General features: G+C 69.0%; 12 protein-coding genes. 4 read left to right on the top strand and 8 right to left on the bottom strand.

What is annotated here, in order from left to right; translation table 11 throughout:
• Positions 1-14 precede the first annotated feature (14 nt).
• Complete coding sequence (locus NS4_RS18005) at positions 15-1,448, bottom strand: acyl-CoA synthetase (RefSeq protein WP_063060690.1); 1,434 nt, start codon at positions 1,446-1,448, stop codon at positions 15-17.
• Between the two features lie 264 nt (positions 1,449-1,712).
• Between NS4_RS18005 and NS4_RS18000 the strand changes: the two genes are divergently transcribed.
• Positions 1,713-2,600, top strand: coding sequence for an oxygenase MpaB family protein (locus NS4_RS18000; protein ID WP_084487463.1), 888 nt, complete (start codon positions 1,713-1,715; stop codon positions 2,598-2,600).
• A 38-nt stretch (positions 2,601-2,638) separates the two neighbouring features.
• On the opposite strand, the gene NS4_RS17995 is transcribed toward NS4_RS18000, so the two are convergent.
• Entirely contained in the window at positions 2,639-3,283 is a 645-nt protein-coding gene (locus NS4_RS17995) for a TetR/AcrR family transcriptional regulator (protein WP_063060689.1), read from the bottom strand.
• Between the two features lie 128 nt (positions 3,284-3,411).
• On the opposite strand from NS4_RS17995, the gene NS4_RS17990 reads away from it, so the two are divergent.
• The gene (locus NS4_RS17990; RefSeq protein WP_084487461.1) at positions 3,412-4,278 is read left to right on the top strand and encodes an oxygenase MpaB family protein; all 867 of its coding nucleotides are present in this window, start codon (positions 3,412-3,414) and stop codon (positions 4,276-4,278) included.
• A 21-nt stretch (positions 4,279-4,299) separates the two neighbouring features.
• On the opposite strand, the gene NS4_RS17985 is transcribed toward NS4_RS17990, so the two are convergent.
• From NS4_RS17985 to NS4_RS17965, 5 genes are all read right to left on the bottom strand, one after another.
• Positions 4,300-5,250: a proline dehydrogenase family protein gene (locus NS4_RS17985; protein WP_063060687.1), complete on the bottom strand. Its 951-nt coding sequence runs from the start codon at positions 5,248-5,250 to the stop codon at positions 4,300-4,302.
• A 61-nt stretch (positions 5,251-5,311) separates the two neighbouring features.
• On the bottom strand, positions 5,312-6,949 hold the full coding sequence (pruA, locus tag NS4_RS17980; protein WP_063060686.1) for an L-glutamate gamma-semialdehyde dehydrogenase: 1,638 nt from the start codon (positions 6,947-6,949) through the stop codon (positions 5,312-5,314).
• Between the two features lie 99 nt (positions 6,950-7,048).
• Positions 7,049-8,167: a succinyldiaminopimelate transaminase gene (gene dapC / locus NS4_RS17975; protein ID WP_063060685.1), complete on the bottom strand. Its 1,119-nt coding sequence runs from the start codon at positions 8,165-8,167 to the stop codon at positions 7,049-7,051.
• 12 nt (positions 8,168-8,179) lie between these two features.
• Entirely contained in the window at positions 8,180-8,503 is a 324-nt protein-coding gene (gene fdxA, locus NS4_RS17970) for a ferredoxin (RefSeq protein WP_030522084.1), read from the bottom strand.
• A gap of 193 nt (positions 8,504-8,696) precedes the next feature.
• On the bottom strand, positions 8,697-11,279 hold the full coding sequence (locus tag NS4_RS17965; protein WP_063060684.1) for a bifunctional FO biosynthesis protein CofGH: 2,583 nt from the start codon (positions 11,277-11,279) through the stop codon (positions 8,697-8,699).
• A 347-nt stretch (positions 11,280-11,626) separates the two neighbouring features.
• Between NS4_RS17965 and NS4_RS17960 the strand changes: the two genes are divergently transcribed.
• Positions 11,627-12,139, top strand: a complete 513-nt coding sequence (locus tag NS4_RS17960; RefSeq protein ID WP_063060683.1) for a PH domain-containing protein — start codon at positions 11,627-11,629, stop codon at positions 12,137-12,139.
• Positions 12,136-13,785 carry a PH domain-containing protein gene (locus tag NS4_RS17955; protein WP_063060682.1) on the top strand — a complete coding sequence of 550 codons (1,650 nt, stop codon included), beginning with the start codon at positions 12,136-12,138 and terminating at the stop codon, positions 13,783-13,785. Before NS4_RS17960 ends, NS4_RS17955 begins: the two co-directional genes overlap by 4 nt.
• Positions 13,786-13,879: 94 nt before the next feature.
• Here the strand turns inward: NS4_RS17955 and NS4_RS17950 are convergent, their stop codons facing one another.
• Positions 13,880-14,230, bottom strand: coding sequence for a hypothetical protein (locus tag NS4_RS17950; RefSeq protein WP_063060681.1), 351 nt, complete (start codon positions 14,228-14,230; stop codon positions 13,880-13,882).
• Between the last annotated feature and the right edge of the window lie 59 nt (positions 14,231-14,289).

The following is a 14,289-nucleotide window of genomic DNA, read 5'->3' as shown; positions in this document are numbered from 1 at the left end:
GCCCGCGGCTTGCTTCAGGGCCGACGACGCTGGTCGAGCAGCTTCTTCTGGACCTTGCCCATGGCGTTGCGCGGGAGCGAGTCCACGAAGCGGATCTCACGGGGCCGTTTGTGCGCCGAGAGTTCCCCGGCCACGTGGTCGATGAGTTCCTGTTCGGCGGGCGCCGCGGCGCGCGGGACCACGAAGGCGACGATGCGTTGCCCCAGGTCGGCATCCGCAAGACCCACAACGGCTACTTCCGCCACCGATGGATGGCCCAGGAGCGAGGTTTCCACCTCGCCCGCACCGATCCGGTAGCCGCCGGACTTGATGAGGTCCACCGATTCGCGGCCCACGATCCGATGGAAACCGTCCGCGTCGATGGCGGCGACATCGCCGGTGCGGAACCACCCGTCCTCGGTCCAGCATTCGGCGGTGGCCTCGGGGCGGCCGTGATAGCCGTCGAAGAGCATCGGCCCGCGCACCTGGAGGCCGCCGATACCGGCGCCGTCGTGCGGGACCGGCCGGCCCGCCTCGTCCCGGAGCCGGGTCTGCACACCGCGCACAGGTACGCCGACCCACCCGGGCCGGCGTTCGCCGTCCGCCCGGGCCGACAGGGTGATCATGGTTTCGCTCATGCCGTAGCGCTCGATGGGCCGGTGCCCGGTGAGTTCGGCGAGCCGCTCGAACACCGGCACCGGCAGCGGGGCGCTCCCGGAGATCAACAGCCTGGCCCCTGCCAGCTTCTCGGCCGCGGCCGGATCCTCGGAGATCCGGGTCCAAACCGTCGGTACGCCGAAATACATCGTGCCCGAGGCCGCCGCGTAGTTCGCGGGGGTCGGTTTCCCGGTGTGCACGAGTGGACTGCCGATACGCAACGGCCCCAGCAGACCCAGGATCAACCCGTGGACATGGAATAGCGGCAGGCCGTGGACCAGCACATCGGCCGCGGTCCAGGCCCAGGCATCGGCGAGCGCGTCGAGTCCGGCGGCGATGGCCCCGCGGCTCAGTACCACGCCTTTGGGGGCACCGGTGGTGCCGGAGGTGTAGAGCACGAAAGCCGGTGTGCCCGGATCGGGCTCGGGATAGGTATGCCAGGAGCGGGCATGCCGGCGCACCGGGACCACCGGCAGGGAAGTGCCCTCGGGCGCTTCGCCGAGCCAGGCCCGGGCGCCGGAATCGGTGAGCATATGGTCGAGTTCGGCCGTACCGGAATCGGGGGGCACCGGTACCACGGTGACTCCGGCGATCAGGCAGCCCACCACGGCGAGCACGGTCGCCGGAGTCGGCCTGGCCAGCACGGCGACCCGTTCGGCCCGGGCGATGCGCTCGGCCACCGAGGTGGCCGCCCCGAGCAGATCGCTGCGGGACAGCGTCACACCGTCGATGGTCACGGCGTCCGGGATATCGGCGCCCGCGGCGACAGCGAGGGGGTCGAGGGAGCTGAGCAGGCGGTGGCCGTAGGACATGCGCCCAAACTACTGCCCCGGCCCCGGCCGGCGGTCGGGCACCTGCCCCGGAGAAATCCCGGGATATCCGCCGGTCGGAGGTCCGCGTATTCGTTGCGCGTGGTTTCCGCGCCCGCCGTGGGATGCATCGATTCGCATTTCGCAAACCACGTCCCGTCGGCGAGTGCGCACACGATCGCATTCCTCCGGTGTCGCTTGACACATATGGACAGCGGCGAGAAGGTGAATCGTCAGGCTTCTCGAGCCCTCGAAACGGTGCCTTCCATGATCAGCACACCCGCCGCGGGACCGCCCGTACCCGGCCCCGCCGATCGACCGGCCGATTCGGCCGGCGCGGTGCACGACGAGGATTTCGATTTCCGCCCCTATGTCGAGGGCGCCGCGATACTCGGCGCCGCCGCCAATGTGATCATGCAGCTCGCCGTCCCCGGAGTCGGATACGGAGTTCTGGAAAGCCCGGTCGACAGCGGAAAGCTGACATTGCACCCGGTGAAGCGCACCCGCACCACACTCACCTATCTGGCGGTCGCACTGCTGGGCAGCCCGGCCGAGCGGGCCGCTTATCGGGCAGCCGTCGACACAGCGCATCGCCAGGTACGCTCGACCGCGCGGAGTCCGGTGCGGTACAACGCATTCGACCGCGATCTGCAACTGTGGGTGGCCGCTTGCCTGTACTGGGGTGCGCGCGATATCCGCGAGCGGATGCACGGCCGGGCGGACGCCGGACTCGAAGAGACGATCTACCGCCATTCCGCACGATTGGGCACCACCCTGCAGGTACCACCACAGGCCTGGCCCGCGGACCCGGCGGCATTCGACCGCTACTGGACCGAAAACCTGGCCGCTACCAGGATCGACCCACCGGTGCGGGACATGTTGAACGAGCTCGTCGATCTGAAGATGTTCCCCCGTCCGGTCCAGCTCCTCGGCGGCCGATTCAACCGATGGGTCACCGCGGGCCTCCTACCGCCGCATCTGCGCGCGGAGATGGGCATGGACTGGTCGGCGGACGACGAACGCCGGTTCGGGCGCGTGCTCCGCGGACTGGGCCGGGTTTCGGCGACGCTGCCGGCACCGCTGCGCAGTTTCCCGATCCAGGCCTACCTGGTCGATTTCCGGATCCGCCGCAGGTTCGGACTGAAACTCGTCTGATTCGAATTCGCGGATACGAGAACGATCCTGTTCGAATCTCAGGATCCGGCGACCTGGCCCGGCACCCGGAACGAGACCGCCACATGATCACGCGCATATCTGCGCACCGCGACATCGTCGTCCAGCGGGATAACCGTTTGCGGTGTCAGCGCCAGCGACAGCGCGGTCCGCGCGATCATCTCGGCCAGCGGCAGCGGATCGTAGGCCGGCAGTTTGCCTTCCCCCTGGAGGCGGGTGATGAATTCGGCGACATAATCGCGGCCCAATTCGATCACCGGGGCGCCCCGGGTGGTCAGGTAGGGCAGCACCATCTCCGGCTCGGTGTTCAGCAGCCGATCCAGCAGCTCGTTGCCGCGCAGACCGGCCAGGAACGCGACGAACAGTTCCACGATCTGATCCTCGGCGCCGGCGTCGCGCTCGATCTGCTGCGCCACCGCGGCATCGACACCCTCGATGAAATCGCGGGTCTGCGCCAATCCGACCGCCTGGATCAAATCCGATTTGCTGGAGAACCGCCGGTACAGTGTGGCCAGGGAGAGGCCGCCACGCCGGGCGACCTCGACCATGCTCGTGCGCTTGATCCCGAAGTCGAGAAAAGCCTGCAACGCCGCGGACAGCACGGATTGATCTTGATCTCGGCGCGGTGTTCGCACCAGAGGCAACAATTGAGCCAGCGCACCCATCTCGGCACCTTCCCGCGCTCGGCGATGCAATGACACGGTAAGCATCGCACAATTGCGGGGGCGGTTGACGCAACATCGAGAGAATGAGATGGTTATCATATAATCTTCTCATAGGAAAGAGGTCACCGATGACCGCGCCCCGGCCCGCTCCGATGAACGATCCCGAACCCCAGCGGCTGTACGCACCCGACTTCGATATGAACGATCACATCGTCGGAGTCACCGCGTTCCTGGGCGGCACCGCGAACGTCATCATGCAGCTGGGTCTGCGGCCGGTCGCCTACGGCGTGATGGAGAGCGACGTCAAGAGCGGCAACGTCATGGAGCATCCCTTCAAAAGGCTCCGCACCACCCTCACCTATCTCGCCGTCGCCATGCTGGGTACCGACGAAGAGCGCAACGCCTACCGGCTCGCGGTCAACACCTCCCATCGCCACATCCGTACCAAACCCACCAGCCCCGTGAAGTACAACGCCTTCGACCCGAAACTCCAGCTGTGGGTCGCCGCCTGCCTGTACTACGGTTTCGTCGACCTGCTGGAGAAGGTCCAGGGCCCGATGGACGAGGCGACCGCCGATACCTTCTACGCCCACAGCATCCGGCTCGGCACCACCCTGCAGGTACGACCGGAGATGTGGCCGGCCGACCGCGCCGCGTTCTGGCAGTTCTGGGAAGAGAATCTCGACGCCCTGGAAATCGACGACACCACCCGCGCCTACTTCAACGACCTCATCGACCTGAAGATGGTGGCGCGCCCGATCCAGTGGGTCTCGGCACGATTCCACCGTTTCGTCGTCACCGGCTGCCTGCCGCCGCAGATCCGCGAGAAAATGCATCTCACCTGGACCGAAGGCAACCAGCGCTGGTTCGACCGCACCATGAAGCTCATCGGCGTGGGCCTGAAGATCCAGCCCCGCGTCCTACGTCAGTTCCCGATGAACTACTACCTGTGGGATATGCGCCGCCGTATCCGCAAGGGCAAACCGCTGGTCTGAAAGGTTGCCGGGGCGCCCCCGTCAACGCCCGGCGAGCGCGCGGAGGAAGAACGTCAGGTTGGCGGGCCGTTCCGCGAGCCGGCGCATGAGGTAGCCGTACCACTGGTGACCGTAGGGCAGGTACACCCGGACGAAGTCTCCACGGTCGGCGAGATGGAGCTGCTCGTCGGTGCGGATGCCGTACAGCATCTGGTATTCCAGGCGGCCGGGGCGGCGGCCGGTGATCGTCGCGAGGTCGGCCGCCGCCGCGAGGACCACCGGATCATGGGAAGCGACCAGAGGCCGGCCCGCACCGCGCATGAGGACCCGCAGACAACGCAGATAGGCGCGGTCCACATCGACACGCCGCTGGTAGGCGACGGTTTCCGGTTCCCGGTAGGCGCCCTTGCACAGGCGCACCCGGGCGCCCGCGTCGGCCAGGTCGCGGCAATCGTCCTCGCTGCGGTACAGGTAGGCCTGGATCACCGTGCCCAGCCAGGGAAAGTCCGGGCGGACCCGCGCGGTGGTGGCGAGGGTGGCGGCGGTGGTGGTGTGGTCCTCGGCGTCCACGGTCACCCAGACCCCGGCCTCGGCCGCCTTGGTGCACACGGTGCGCAGATTCTCGGTGGCGATCGCCGGGCCGTCGGCGCCCAGTGCCTGCCCGAGCGCGGACAACTTGACCGACACCTCCAGTGGTGCCGCACCGGCGGGCACCTCGGTGGTGGGCAGGGCCGCCAAATCGTTGATCAATGCGAGATACTCGGCGACCGCCGCGTCGGCCTGCGTGCGGTCGGTGGTGTTCTCCCCCAGGTAGTCGACGCTCACCGCCCGCCCGGTCATCAGCAGCGCGCGGGCCGCGGCGATCAGATCCGGCCGGGTTTCCCCGGGTACGAAGCGCGCAACCAGGGCCGCGGTGGCCGGGCTCGTGGTGAGAATTCGTTTCGCCCGGTCCGATCCGGCCACGGCGAGGACCGCCGGACGCAGCGGGTTCACCGCAACTCCCCGCCGGAACGGGGCGGGTCCGCGTACCGCCCGGCGCGGCGGGGCGGGCCGCTCATCCCTGCTCCATATGGGGATAGCGGTGATCGGTGTGCGGGACGAAGGTTTCCTTCACGGTTCGCGGGGCCACCCAGCGCAACAGGTTCAACGGAGATCCTGCCTTGTCGTCGGTTCCCGAGGCGCGTGCCCCGCCGAACGGCTGCTGTCCCACGACCGCGCCGGTGGGTTTGTCGTTGACATAGAAGTTGCCGGCCGCGAACCGCAACAGCTGGGCGGCCTCTTCCACGGCGTGCCGGTCCTGCGCGAAGACCGCACCGGTCAGGGCGTACGGGGCGGTGGATTCCACCTCGGCCAAGATCGTCCGGTAGGCGTCGGGCTGGGAATCGTCGTACACGAACACCGACAGGATCGGGCCGAAGTATTCGGTGGCGAACGATTCGTCGCGGGGGTCGTCGGCGAGCAATACGGTCGGCCGGACGAACCAGCCCTCGCTGTCGTCGTAGGTGCCGCCCACCGGCACGTCCACCCCGGCCGACCGCGCCCGCTCGATCGCCCGCACACTCTTGTCATAGGCCCGCCGGTCGATCACCGCGCCACCGAAGTTCGACAGATCCGCGATATCGCCGTAGTTCAGGCTCTCGGCGATACCGAGGAAATCGTCACCCATTTCCCGCCACAGCGAGCGCGGCAGATAGGCGCGCGAGGCGGCCGAACATTTCTGCCCCTGATACTCGTAGGCCCCGCGTATCAGCGCCGTACGCAATGCGGCAGGATCCGCCGACGGATGCGCGACGATGAAATCCTTGCCGCCGGTCTCCCCCACGAGCCGTGGATATCCGTGATAGCGCCCGATATTGGCGCCCACCTGACTCCACAGATATTGGAAAGTGGCGCCCGACCCGGTGAAATGGATACCGGCCAGCCGGGGATCGGCCAAGGCGACCTCGGAGAGTTCTCGCCCGTCACCGGTGACCATATTGATGACACCGGGCGGCAGCCCGGCCGCCTCCAGCAGTTTCATCGTGTAATAGGCGGCCAGCGTCTGGGTGGGCGAGGGTTTCCACACCACCGTATTGCCCATGAGCGCGGGCGCGGTCGGCAGATTGCCGGCGATCGCGGTGAAATTGAACGGAGTGATCGCGTAGACGAACCCTTCCAGCGGCCGGTAGTCCAGCCGGTTCCACACCCCAGCACTGGACTGCGGCTGCCGGGCCAGGATGCCCCGGGCGAAGGAGACATTGAACCGCCAGAAATCGACCAGCTCGCACGGTGCGTCGATCTCGGCCTGCGCCACCGATTTCGACTGGCCCAGCATGGTCGCCGCGGCGAGAGTCTCCCGCCACGGTCCGGCCAGCAGATCCGCGGCCCGCAACAGCACCGCGGCGCGTTCGTCGAACGGCAGCGCGCGCCAATCCGGAGCGGCCGCGATGGCGGCCTCGATCGCCGCCGCGGCTTCGGTGTGTGTGGTGTCGGTATAGGTCCCGAGTACCTGCCGGTGTCGATGCGGCGCGACGATATCCCGCCGCATACCGATCCCCGGACGATGCTTACCGCCGATAACCAGGGGAATCTCGGCGGTGCTGTCGGAGATTTCGGCGAGCCGGCGCAGCAGCCGCTCCCGCTCGGGGCTGCCCGGCGCGTACGTGTGCACCGGCTCGTTACCGGGGGTGGGGACAACTGTGACAGCGTCCATACCCCAGGCTAGCGCCGACCGCCCGGCTACGGCCGCACTCGACGCGCGAATCTCTGCGGAGTCGTTACCGCACCGCCGCCCGGCGGCGGCCGCGAGCGGTCAGCCGCGCAGCCGCTGTGCCGCCGTTTCGATCCGCTCGTCGGTCGCGGTCAGTGCGATACGCACGTGGCCGGCGCCCGCGGGACCGTAGAACTCGCCCGGAGCCGCCAGAATGCCGCGCTGGGCCAGCCAGTCGAGCGTGGTCCGGCACGGTTCACCACGAGTCGACCACAGATACAGCCCGGCCTCGGAGTGGTCGATCCGGAAACCGGAATCCAGCAGCGCCGACCGCAGGACCTCCCGGCGGGCGCGGTACCGCTGCCGCTGCACCGATTCGTGCGTGTCGTCGTCCAGTGCCGCCGTCATCGCCGCCTGGATCGGGAAGGGCACCATCATGCCGGAATGCTTGCGCACCTCCAGCAACTCGGCCACCAGCTCCGGATCACCGGCCACGAATCCGGCCCGATAACTCGCCAGATTCGACGTCTTCGACAGCGAATGCACCGCCAGCAGGCCCGTGTGATCTCCGTCGCAGACCCGCGGGTCGAGAATCGACACGGCCGGTTCTTCCCAGGCCAGCCCCAGATAGCACTCGTCGGACGCGACGATCACGCCGCGCTCGCGCGCGAAGGCGACCACCTTCCGCAGATGCTCCACACCCAGCACCTTGCCGGTCGGGTTGGACGGTGAGTTGAGATAGATGAGCGCCGGGGTCTCCGGGCCCAGCCGGGTGAGTCCGTCGGCACGCAGAATCCGGGTCCCGGCGAGCAGTCCGCCCACCTCATAGGTCGGATAGGCGATCTCGGGAATCACCACCAGATCCGCGGGCCCCAGCCCGAGCAGCCGCGGCAGGCCGGCGATCAACTCCTTGGTGCCGATCACCGGCAGCACCGCCGCCTCGGGCACCCCGGTGATACCGAAACGCCGGTTCAACGCGGCCACCGCGGCGGCACGCAACTCCGGCGTGCCGTGCGTGGTCGGGTACCCCGGCACCTCGGCGACCGAACTCAACGCCGCGCGGATCACCGGATCGACCGGATCGACCGGCGTACCCACCGACAGATCGACGAGTCCGCCCGGATGCGCGGCCGCCCGCGCCTTCACCTCGGCGATCGTGTCCCACGGGAAATCGGGCAGGGCCGCACTCACCCGGCGACGTCCGGTTACCTCGGTGCTCATCGCAGCAATGCTCTACTCGCCCGCCATCGGCGGCAGCTCTTTGATGAACGCCGGATCGGAGTCGACCTTGCCCAGCTTGGTGGCACCGCCCGGCGAGCCCAGTTCGTCGAAGAAGTCGACGTTGGCGTTGACGTACCCGCTCCACTGATCGGGCGTGTCGTCCTCGTAGAAGATCGCCTCCACCGGGCAGACCGGCTCACACGCGCCACAGTCAACGCATTCGTCGGGATGGATGTAGAGCATGCGACCGCCCTCGTAGATGCAGTCCACAGGGCATTCCTCGATGCACGCCTTGTCCTTCACGTCAACGCACGGTTCGGCGATGATGTACGTCACTCCCGCTCCTAAGTCTTCCTTCTCCGGGTAACTGCGCCCGCACACAAGTATCCCTGGCGCCCCACAGGCTACGCCTGGTGAGCCTGCCCTAATACTCGGTGCCGGGTCCGGCGTCGCGTGGCCGGAGCTCGGTGACCCCGGTACTCCACTCCTGCGCCCGGTCCCTGTGCGCCCGCGCTCGAGGGCCACGCACCTAGACGAGTTCCAGGCCGGGGGCCGCGGCACTCCGCCGGGGTGGAACACCGTAGGTGGTGGTGCGTTCCCGGACCGGCCGGCCGATGCCCTCGGCGATCTCTGTGAGTTCGGCCACCGTCTTCGCCGACCCGTGCTGGGAACCCGCCATCCGGGAGATGGTCTCCTCCATGAGGGTACCGCCGAGGTCGTTGGCGCCGCTGCGCAGCATCACCCGGGTGCCCGTGGTGCCGAGTTTCACCCAGCTGGTCTGGATGTTGTCGATCCGGCCGTGCAGCATGATCCGGGCCAGGGCGTGCGCGGCGCGGTTGTCGCGGTTGGTGGGGCCCGGCCGGGAGGCGCCGGCCAGATAGAGCGGGGCGCTCTGGTGCACGAACGGGAGCAGGACGAATTCGGTGAAACCCCCGGTCTCGTCCTGGATACCGCGCAGTACCCGCAGATGCCCGACCCAGTGGCTGGGGTTGTCGACGTGGCCGTACATCATCGTCGAACTCGACCGGATGCCGACCTGATGGGCGGTGGTGACCACATCGATCCACGCGGAGGCGGGCAATTTGCCCTTGGTGAGGACCCAGCGGACCTCGTCGTCGAGGATCTCGGCGGCCGTGCCGGGGATGGTGCCCAGCCCGGCTTCGCGCAGCGCGGTGAGCCAGTCTCGAACGCTCTCACCGCCGCGGGAGGCACCGTTGACGATCTCCATCGGGCTGAAGGCGTGGACGTGCATGGACGGCACCCGCGCCTTCACCGCGCGCACCAGATCGGCGTAGCCGGTGACGGGCAGGTCGGGGTCGATACCGCCCTGCATGCAGACCTCGGTCGCGCCGTCGACGTAGGCCTCCCAGGCCCGGTCGGCGACCTCGTCGGTGCTGAGGGTGAAGGCGTCGGCATCACCCTTGCGCTGTGCGAACGCACAGAACCGGCAGCCCGTGTAGCAGATATTGGTGAAGTTGATATTGCGGTTCACCACGTAGGTGACATCGTCGCCGCAGACATCGCGGCGCAGCTGGTCCGCGAGACCCGCGACCGCGTCCAGGTCGGGTCCGTCGGCGGTGGCCAGCGCCAGATACTGGGCATCGGTGAGACCGGCCGGATCCCGTTCCGCGGCACGCAGCGCGGCGAGCACGTCGGCGTCCAGTCGCTGTGGCGCGGCGGCGAGATCGCGGACCTGTTCGCGGATGGTGTCCCAATCGCCGAACGCGTTGTCGATATCGCTGCGGGTGTCGGTATTGCGGCCGGTGGTGTCGATCTCGGTGTTCAGGTCGGTACGACCCGCCGACTCCCAGGACTCGTCGGGTTCCTGCCAGGGCAGGCCCACCGGGAGCGCGCCGGCCTTCGCCAGGCCGGTGTCGGCGTCGGTCAGAGCCGCGACATGCGCGCCGATCCGCGGATCGATCCACGGGTTACCCGCTCGCACATATTTCGGATGCGCCGACGTGCGTTCCACGAGTTCGAAACCGGCGGCCGCGGTGATCTCGGCCAGTGTGTCCAGGTTGGGCCAGGGCCGCTCGGGATTCACATGGTCGGGGGTCACCGGCGAGACGCCGCCCCAGTCGTCGATCCCGGCTTCCAGCAGGGCACGGCATTCGGCCTCGGACACCAGGTTCGGCGGCGCCTGCACCGACACGTCGGGTCCGAGCAGCAGGCGGGTCACCGCGATGGTGGCCAGGAACTCCGTGAAGTCCGCGTCGGGCGCGTTGCGCATGGCGGTGTCGTCCTTGGCCCGGAAGTTCTGCACGATGACTTCCTGGATATGGCCGAACGCCTTGTGCTGCTTGCGGATCGCGGCGATTGTGTCGGCCCGTTCGGCCATGTTCTCGCCGATGCCCACCAGGACCCCGGTGGTGTAGGGCACCGAGAGGCGGCCCGCGTCGGTGATGGCGCGCAACCGCACCGCGGGATCCTTGTCGGGGCTGCCGTAGTGGCAGTTGCCCTTCTCGGTGAACAGCCGGGTCGCGGTGGTCTCGAGCATCATGCCCATCGACTGCGCCACCGGCTTCAGCCGCGAGATCTCCTCCCACGACATGACGCCGGGGTTGAGATGCGGCAGCAGCCCGGTCTCCTCGAGCACCAGGATCGACACCGCGCGCAGATAGTCGAGAGTGGAGTCGTAGCCGCGTTCGTCCAGCCACTGCGCGGCCTCGGGCCAGCGGGCCTCGGGCCGGTCGCCGAGAGTGAACAGGGCTTCTTTACAGCCCAGTTCGGCGCCCCGACGTGCGATATCGAGCACCTCGTCGGGTTCCAGGAACATCCCGCGACCCTGTGCCCGCAATTTCCCCGGCACCGTCACAAAAGTGCAGTAGTGGCAGGTATCGCGGCACAGATGGGTCAGCGGAATGAAGACATTGCGCGAATAGGTGATCGTGGCGGGCCGCCCGGCCGAGGCCAGCCCGGCATCGCGTACCCGGGCGGCACTGCGGCACAGATCGGCGAGGTCGTCGCCGCGCGCGTGCAGCAGGACCGTCGCCTCGTCGACGTTCAGCGTGACCCCGTCACGTGCCCGGCGCAGCGCCCGGCGCATGGCGGACGGGGTCGGCACGGGGGTCGGGACGGTCGGTTCGGGTAGGTCGGTCACGCCCTCGATCATGCGGCACACATCCGGAACTGTCTCCTCCCAGGTCGTCGAGCGTTCACAACCGCGGTGCGTCTCGGGCTATTCCGTGCAGGTCGGGGCTGCGCCGGCGGCTCCGGGCACCTGGAGGCCATGGTGCCCACGGTTGTCCACTCCGCCGATCGGTCGCTGCGCTTCGTCACTTCGTCGCTCTGGAACCGGGTCGGGCCCCGGCCACGGCTGCCGACCATCCGGCGGGGCCGGAAGGGTTCGAGCAGACGTGCATCTCGACCGTCCCGAGCAGGGGCACGTCGCGGTAAGCGCTCGGTGGTCGCCGATCCGCGGCCGGCCGGCCGCACGTCGAACCGTGCGACGATGAATATATGTCGCCGGACAGCCCGCCACGACCACCCGACGTGCTCGCCGATCCCTCGTGGCGGCCCAGTCCGCGCGCGAAGACGCTGTGGACCGTGCAGATCGCGCTGTCGTGGCTCGGCGTCTTCGCCGTGCTGCTCGGGTGGGTCGTCTTCGACCCCGATCGCCGGACCTGGCAGGCGGCGGTGGCGGTGGTCGCGGTACCGATGGCCGTGCTCACCTCGATCGTGGTGCCCCGTTGGCGGTACCGGGTCCACCGCTGGGAGGTGACCGGCGACGCCGTCTACTCCCGGTCCGGCTGGCTGACCCAGGAGAGCCGGGTGGCCCCGATCTCCCGGGTGCAGACCGTGGACACCGAACGCGGCCCGCTGGAACGCCTCCTCGACCTGTCGACGGTCACGGTGACCACGGCCTCGTCCGCGGGCGCGGTACACATCAGTCTGCTGGACCGCGCGGTGGCCGAGCAGACAGTGACCCGGTTGACCGAGATCGCCGCGCGTCACCGCGGTGACGCCACATGACCGAACCGCATCCGGCGGACGCGCCGGCCCCGTCCGCCGAGCCGCAGACCATCCACGTCCCGGGCGACGACGAGCCGTGGCTACGCCTGGATCGCCGGATGCTGCTGGTCCATCCGATCCAGGAGATCGTGAAGTTCCTGCCCGCGGTGATCGGCGCGGTCATCCTGGGTGTCAGTTCCGGTAACCCGCTCTACAGCCTGCTGGGCCTGGTGTTCGTGGTCCCCTACGCGCTCACCCTCTGGTTCACCACCACCTACCGGGTCGGACCGACCCATGTCGAACTGCGCACCGGTCTGGTCCGGCGCAAACGACTGGCGGTGCCGCGGGCGCGGATCCGGTCGGTGGATATCGAGGCCGACCCGCTGCACCGGATCCTGGGCCTGGCCGTGGTGGTGATCGGCACCGGCCAGGAAGCCGACGCCCGCGACCGATTCAGGCTGGACGCACTCGCCGCCGCACACGTCCGGCCGCTGCGCGCCCAACTGCTGGCCCACACCCATACGGCACATCCCGCTGCCGGCGATCCCACTCCGGCCCACCTGCCCGCCGGCCGGGACACCGGGCCGGGGATCCCCGCGACCGAGCAGGGTGAGGAGATCGGCCACTGGCAGCCGGGCTGGGTCCGGTACGCGCCGCTGTCGCTGACCGGTTTCGCGCTCGCCGCCTCGGCGCTCGGCCTGGCCGCTCAATTCGGATTCGGCGCGGCCGAGATCGGCATCGGCCACGACACCGTCGACGCGGTGCGCGATTTCGGGCTGCTGTCGCTGCTACTGGCCGGCCTCGCGGCGCTGATCGCCCTGATGGTCGCCGTCAGTGTGGCAGCGTGCGCCCACTATCTCGCCACCTACTACGGACTCCGCGTCACCGATCACGGCAGCACCCTGCAGATCCGCCGCGGATTGTTCACGCTGCGCCGTATCACCCTCGACACCGCACGATTGCGCGGCGCCACGGTCCGTGAACCGCTACTGCTGCGCCTCGCCGGAGCCGCACAACTGGAAGCCGTGATGACCGGCGAGAACCCGCGCCAGAAGATCCTGCCGCAATCCCCCCGCGCCGCGGTCGAGCAGACCCTGGCCCGGCTGCTGAGTCCGCACTCGAACACAGACGATGCGGCGATCGCGGCACCGCCGGCCGCCCTCGCCGATATTCCGCTCACCCGGCACGGCCCGGCCGCCCGGCGCCGCCGCTACGTCCGGGCCTGCTGGCCGGTTCCGCTGGCCGCGGCGGCCCTGTTCTCGGCACACGCCGCGGGCCGGCCGGTCCCGGGGTGGTGGTGGCTGCTGCCGGTCGCCCTGGCCGCGATCGGTGCGCTGCTCGCCGAGGACCGCTACCGCGGCCTCGGTCACGCGGTCGTCCCCGCCACCGCCGGCTCCCCTACCTGGCTGGTCGTCCGCGCCGGCTCCCTCGACCGCGAACGCACCTGCCTCGAAGCCCCCGGCATCATCGGCTGGACTGTGCGGCAGACCTTCTGGCAGCGCCGAGCGGGGCTGGCCACGGTGGGCGCCGCCACGGCGGCGGGGCAGAAGCTCTACCTGATCCAGGACATACCGTTGGATCGGGCCTGGACTGTGCTGGATCGTGTCGCCGCCGGCGTCGCGAATCGGGGCCCGGCCACCGAGGCAGGCCGTCGGCAGAAGATATGAGGTGCGACCGGCGTGCCCTGAATCGATCCGGGCGCGCGCACGGGACTGCCCGGGTCCGAGGAGAACCGGCAGCCCGCGCGCAAGCTCCGGAATATCAGGTCTGGCAGTGGCGGGTGGCGGACTCCCGCAGATCGGGCTCGTCGGCTACCACCCGCAGACCGGGTCGGGTATCCGGACTCGCGTGATCGCCCCTCCAGGACAGCAGGGACCACCGGGACAGCCCGGACAGGGCCGAGCCGAGGCTCAGGAAGGACCCGCTGGATATCGCCGAACCGAACGATCCGATGGACCCGATCGACAGCACCGAGCCCACGCTCCCGATGGACAGGATCGAGTACGCGGAGCCGATGGACAGGATCGACCCCTCGGAGCGGATCGACAGAATCGACCGGGACGAGCCCCGGCTCCGGATGCCTGGCTTGCGCGAACTTTCGACAGTCGCCATCAACCCGGTCTACCACAGCCGAGCGGGCCGCGCGGTACACCCCGGACCGACGCTCCGGC

It is taken from the genome of Nocardia sienata NBRC 100364 (genome assembly GCF_001613205.1).
In the GTDB taxonomy this organism is placed as follows: domain Bacteria; phylum Actinomycetota; class Actinomycetes; order Mycobacteriales; family Mycobacteriaceae; genus Nocardia; species Nocardia sienata.
Note: the sequence above shows the minus strand (reverse complement) of the source record. Positions and strands in the feature narration are given on the sequence as shown.

Excerpts from the sequence above, each read along its gene's own strand:
- NS4_RS17995 (WP_063060689.1), bottom strand. The coding sequence starts at position 3,283 with ATGGGTGCGCTGGCTCAATTGTTGCCTCTGGTGCGAACACCGCGCCGA.
- pruA (WP_063060686.1), bottom strand. The coding sequence starts at position 6,949 with ATGGACGCTGTCACAGTTGTCCCCACCCCCGGTAACGAGCCGGTGCAC.
- NS4_RS17965 (WP_063060684.1), bottom strand. The coding sequence starts at position 11,279 with ATGATCGAGGGCGTGACCGACCTACCCGAACCGACCGTCCCGACCCCC.
- NS4_RS18000 (WP_084487463.1), top strand. The coding sequence starts at position 1,713 with ATGATCAGCACACCCGCCGCGGGACCGCCCGTACCCGGCCCCGCCGAT.
- NS4_RS17950 (WP_063060681.1), bottom strand. The coding sequence starts at position 14,230 with ATGGCGACTGTCGAAAGTTCGCGCAAGCCAGGCATCCGGAGCCGGGGC.
- NS4_RS17960 (WP_063060683.1), top strand. The coding sequence starts at position 11,627 with ATGTCGCCGGACAGCCCGCCACGACCACCCGACGTGCTCGCCGATCCC.
- NS4_RS18005 (WP_063060690.1), bottom strand. The coding sequence starts at position 1,448 with ATGTCCTACGGCCACCGCCTGCTCAGCTCCCTCGACCCCCTCGCTGTC.
- dapC (WP_063060685.1), bottom strand. The coding sequence starts at position 8,167 with ATGAGCACCGAGGTAACCGGACGTCGCCGGGTGAGTGCGGCCCTGCCC.
- NS4_RS17990 (WP_084487461.1), top strand. The coding sequence starts at position 3,412 with ATGACCGCGCCCCGGCCCGCTCCGATGAACGATCCCGAACCCCAGCGG.
- NS4_RS17955 (WP_063060682.1), top strand. The coding sequence starts at position 12,136 with ATGACCGAACCGCATCCGGCGGACGCGCCGGCCCCGTCCGCCGAGCCG.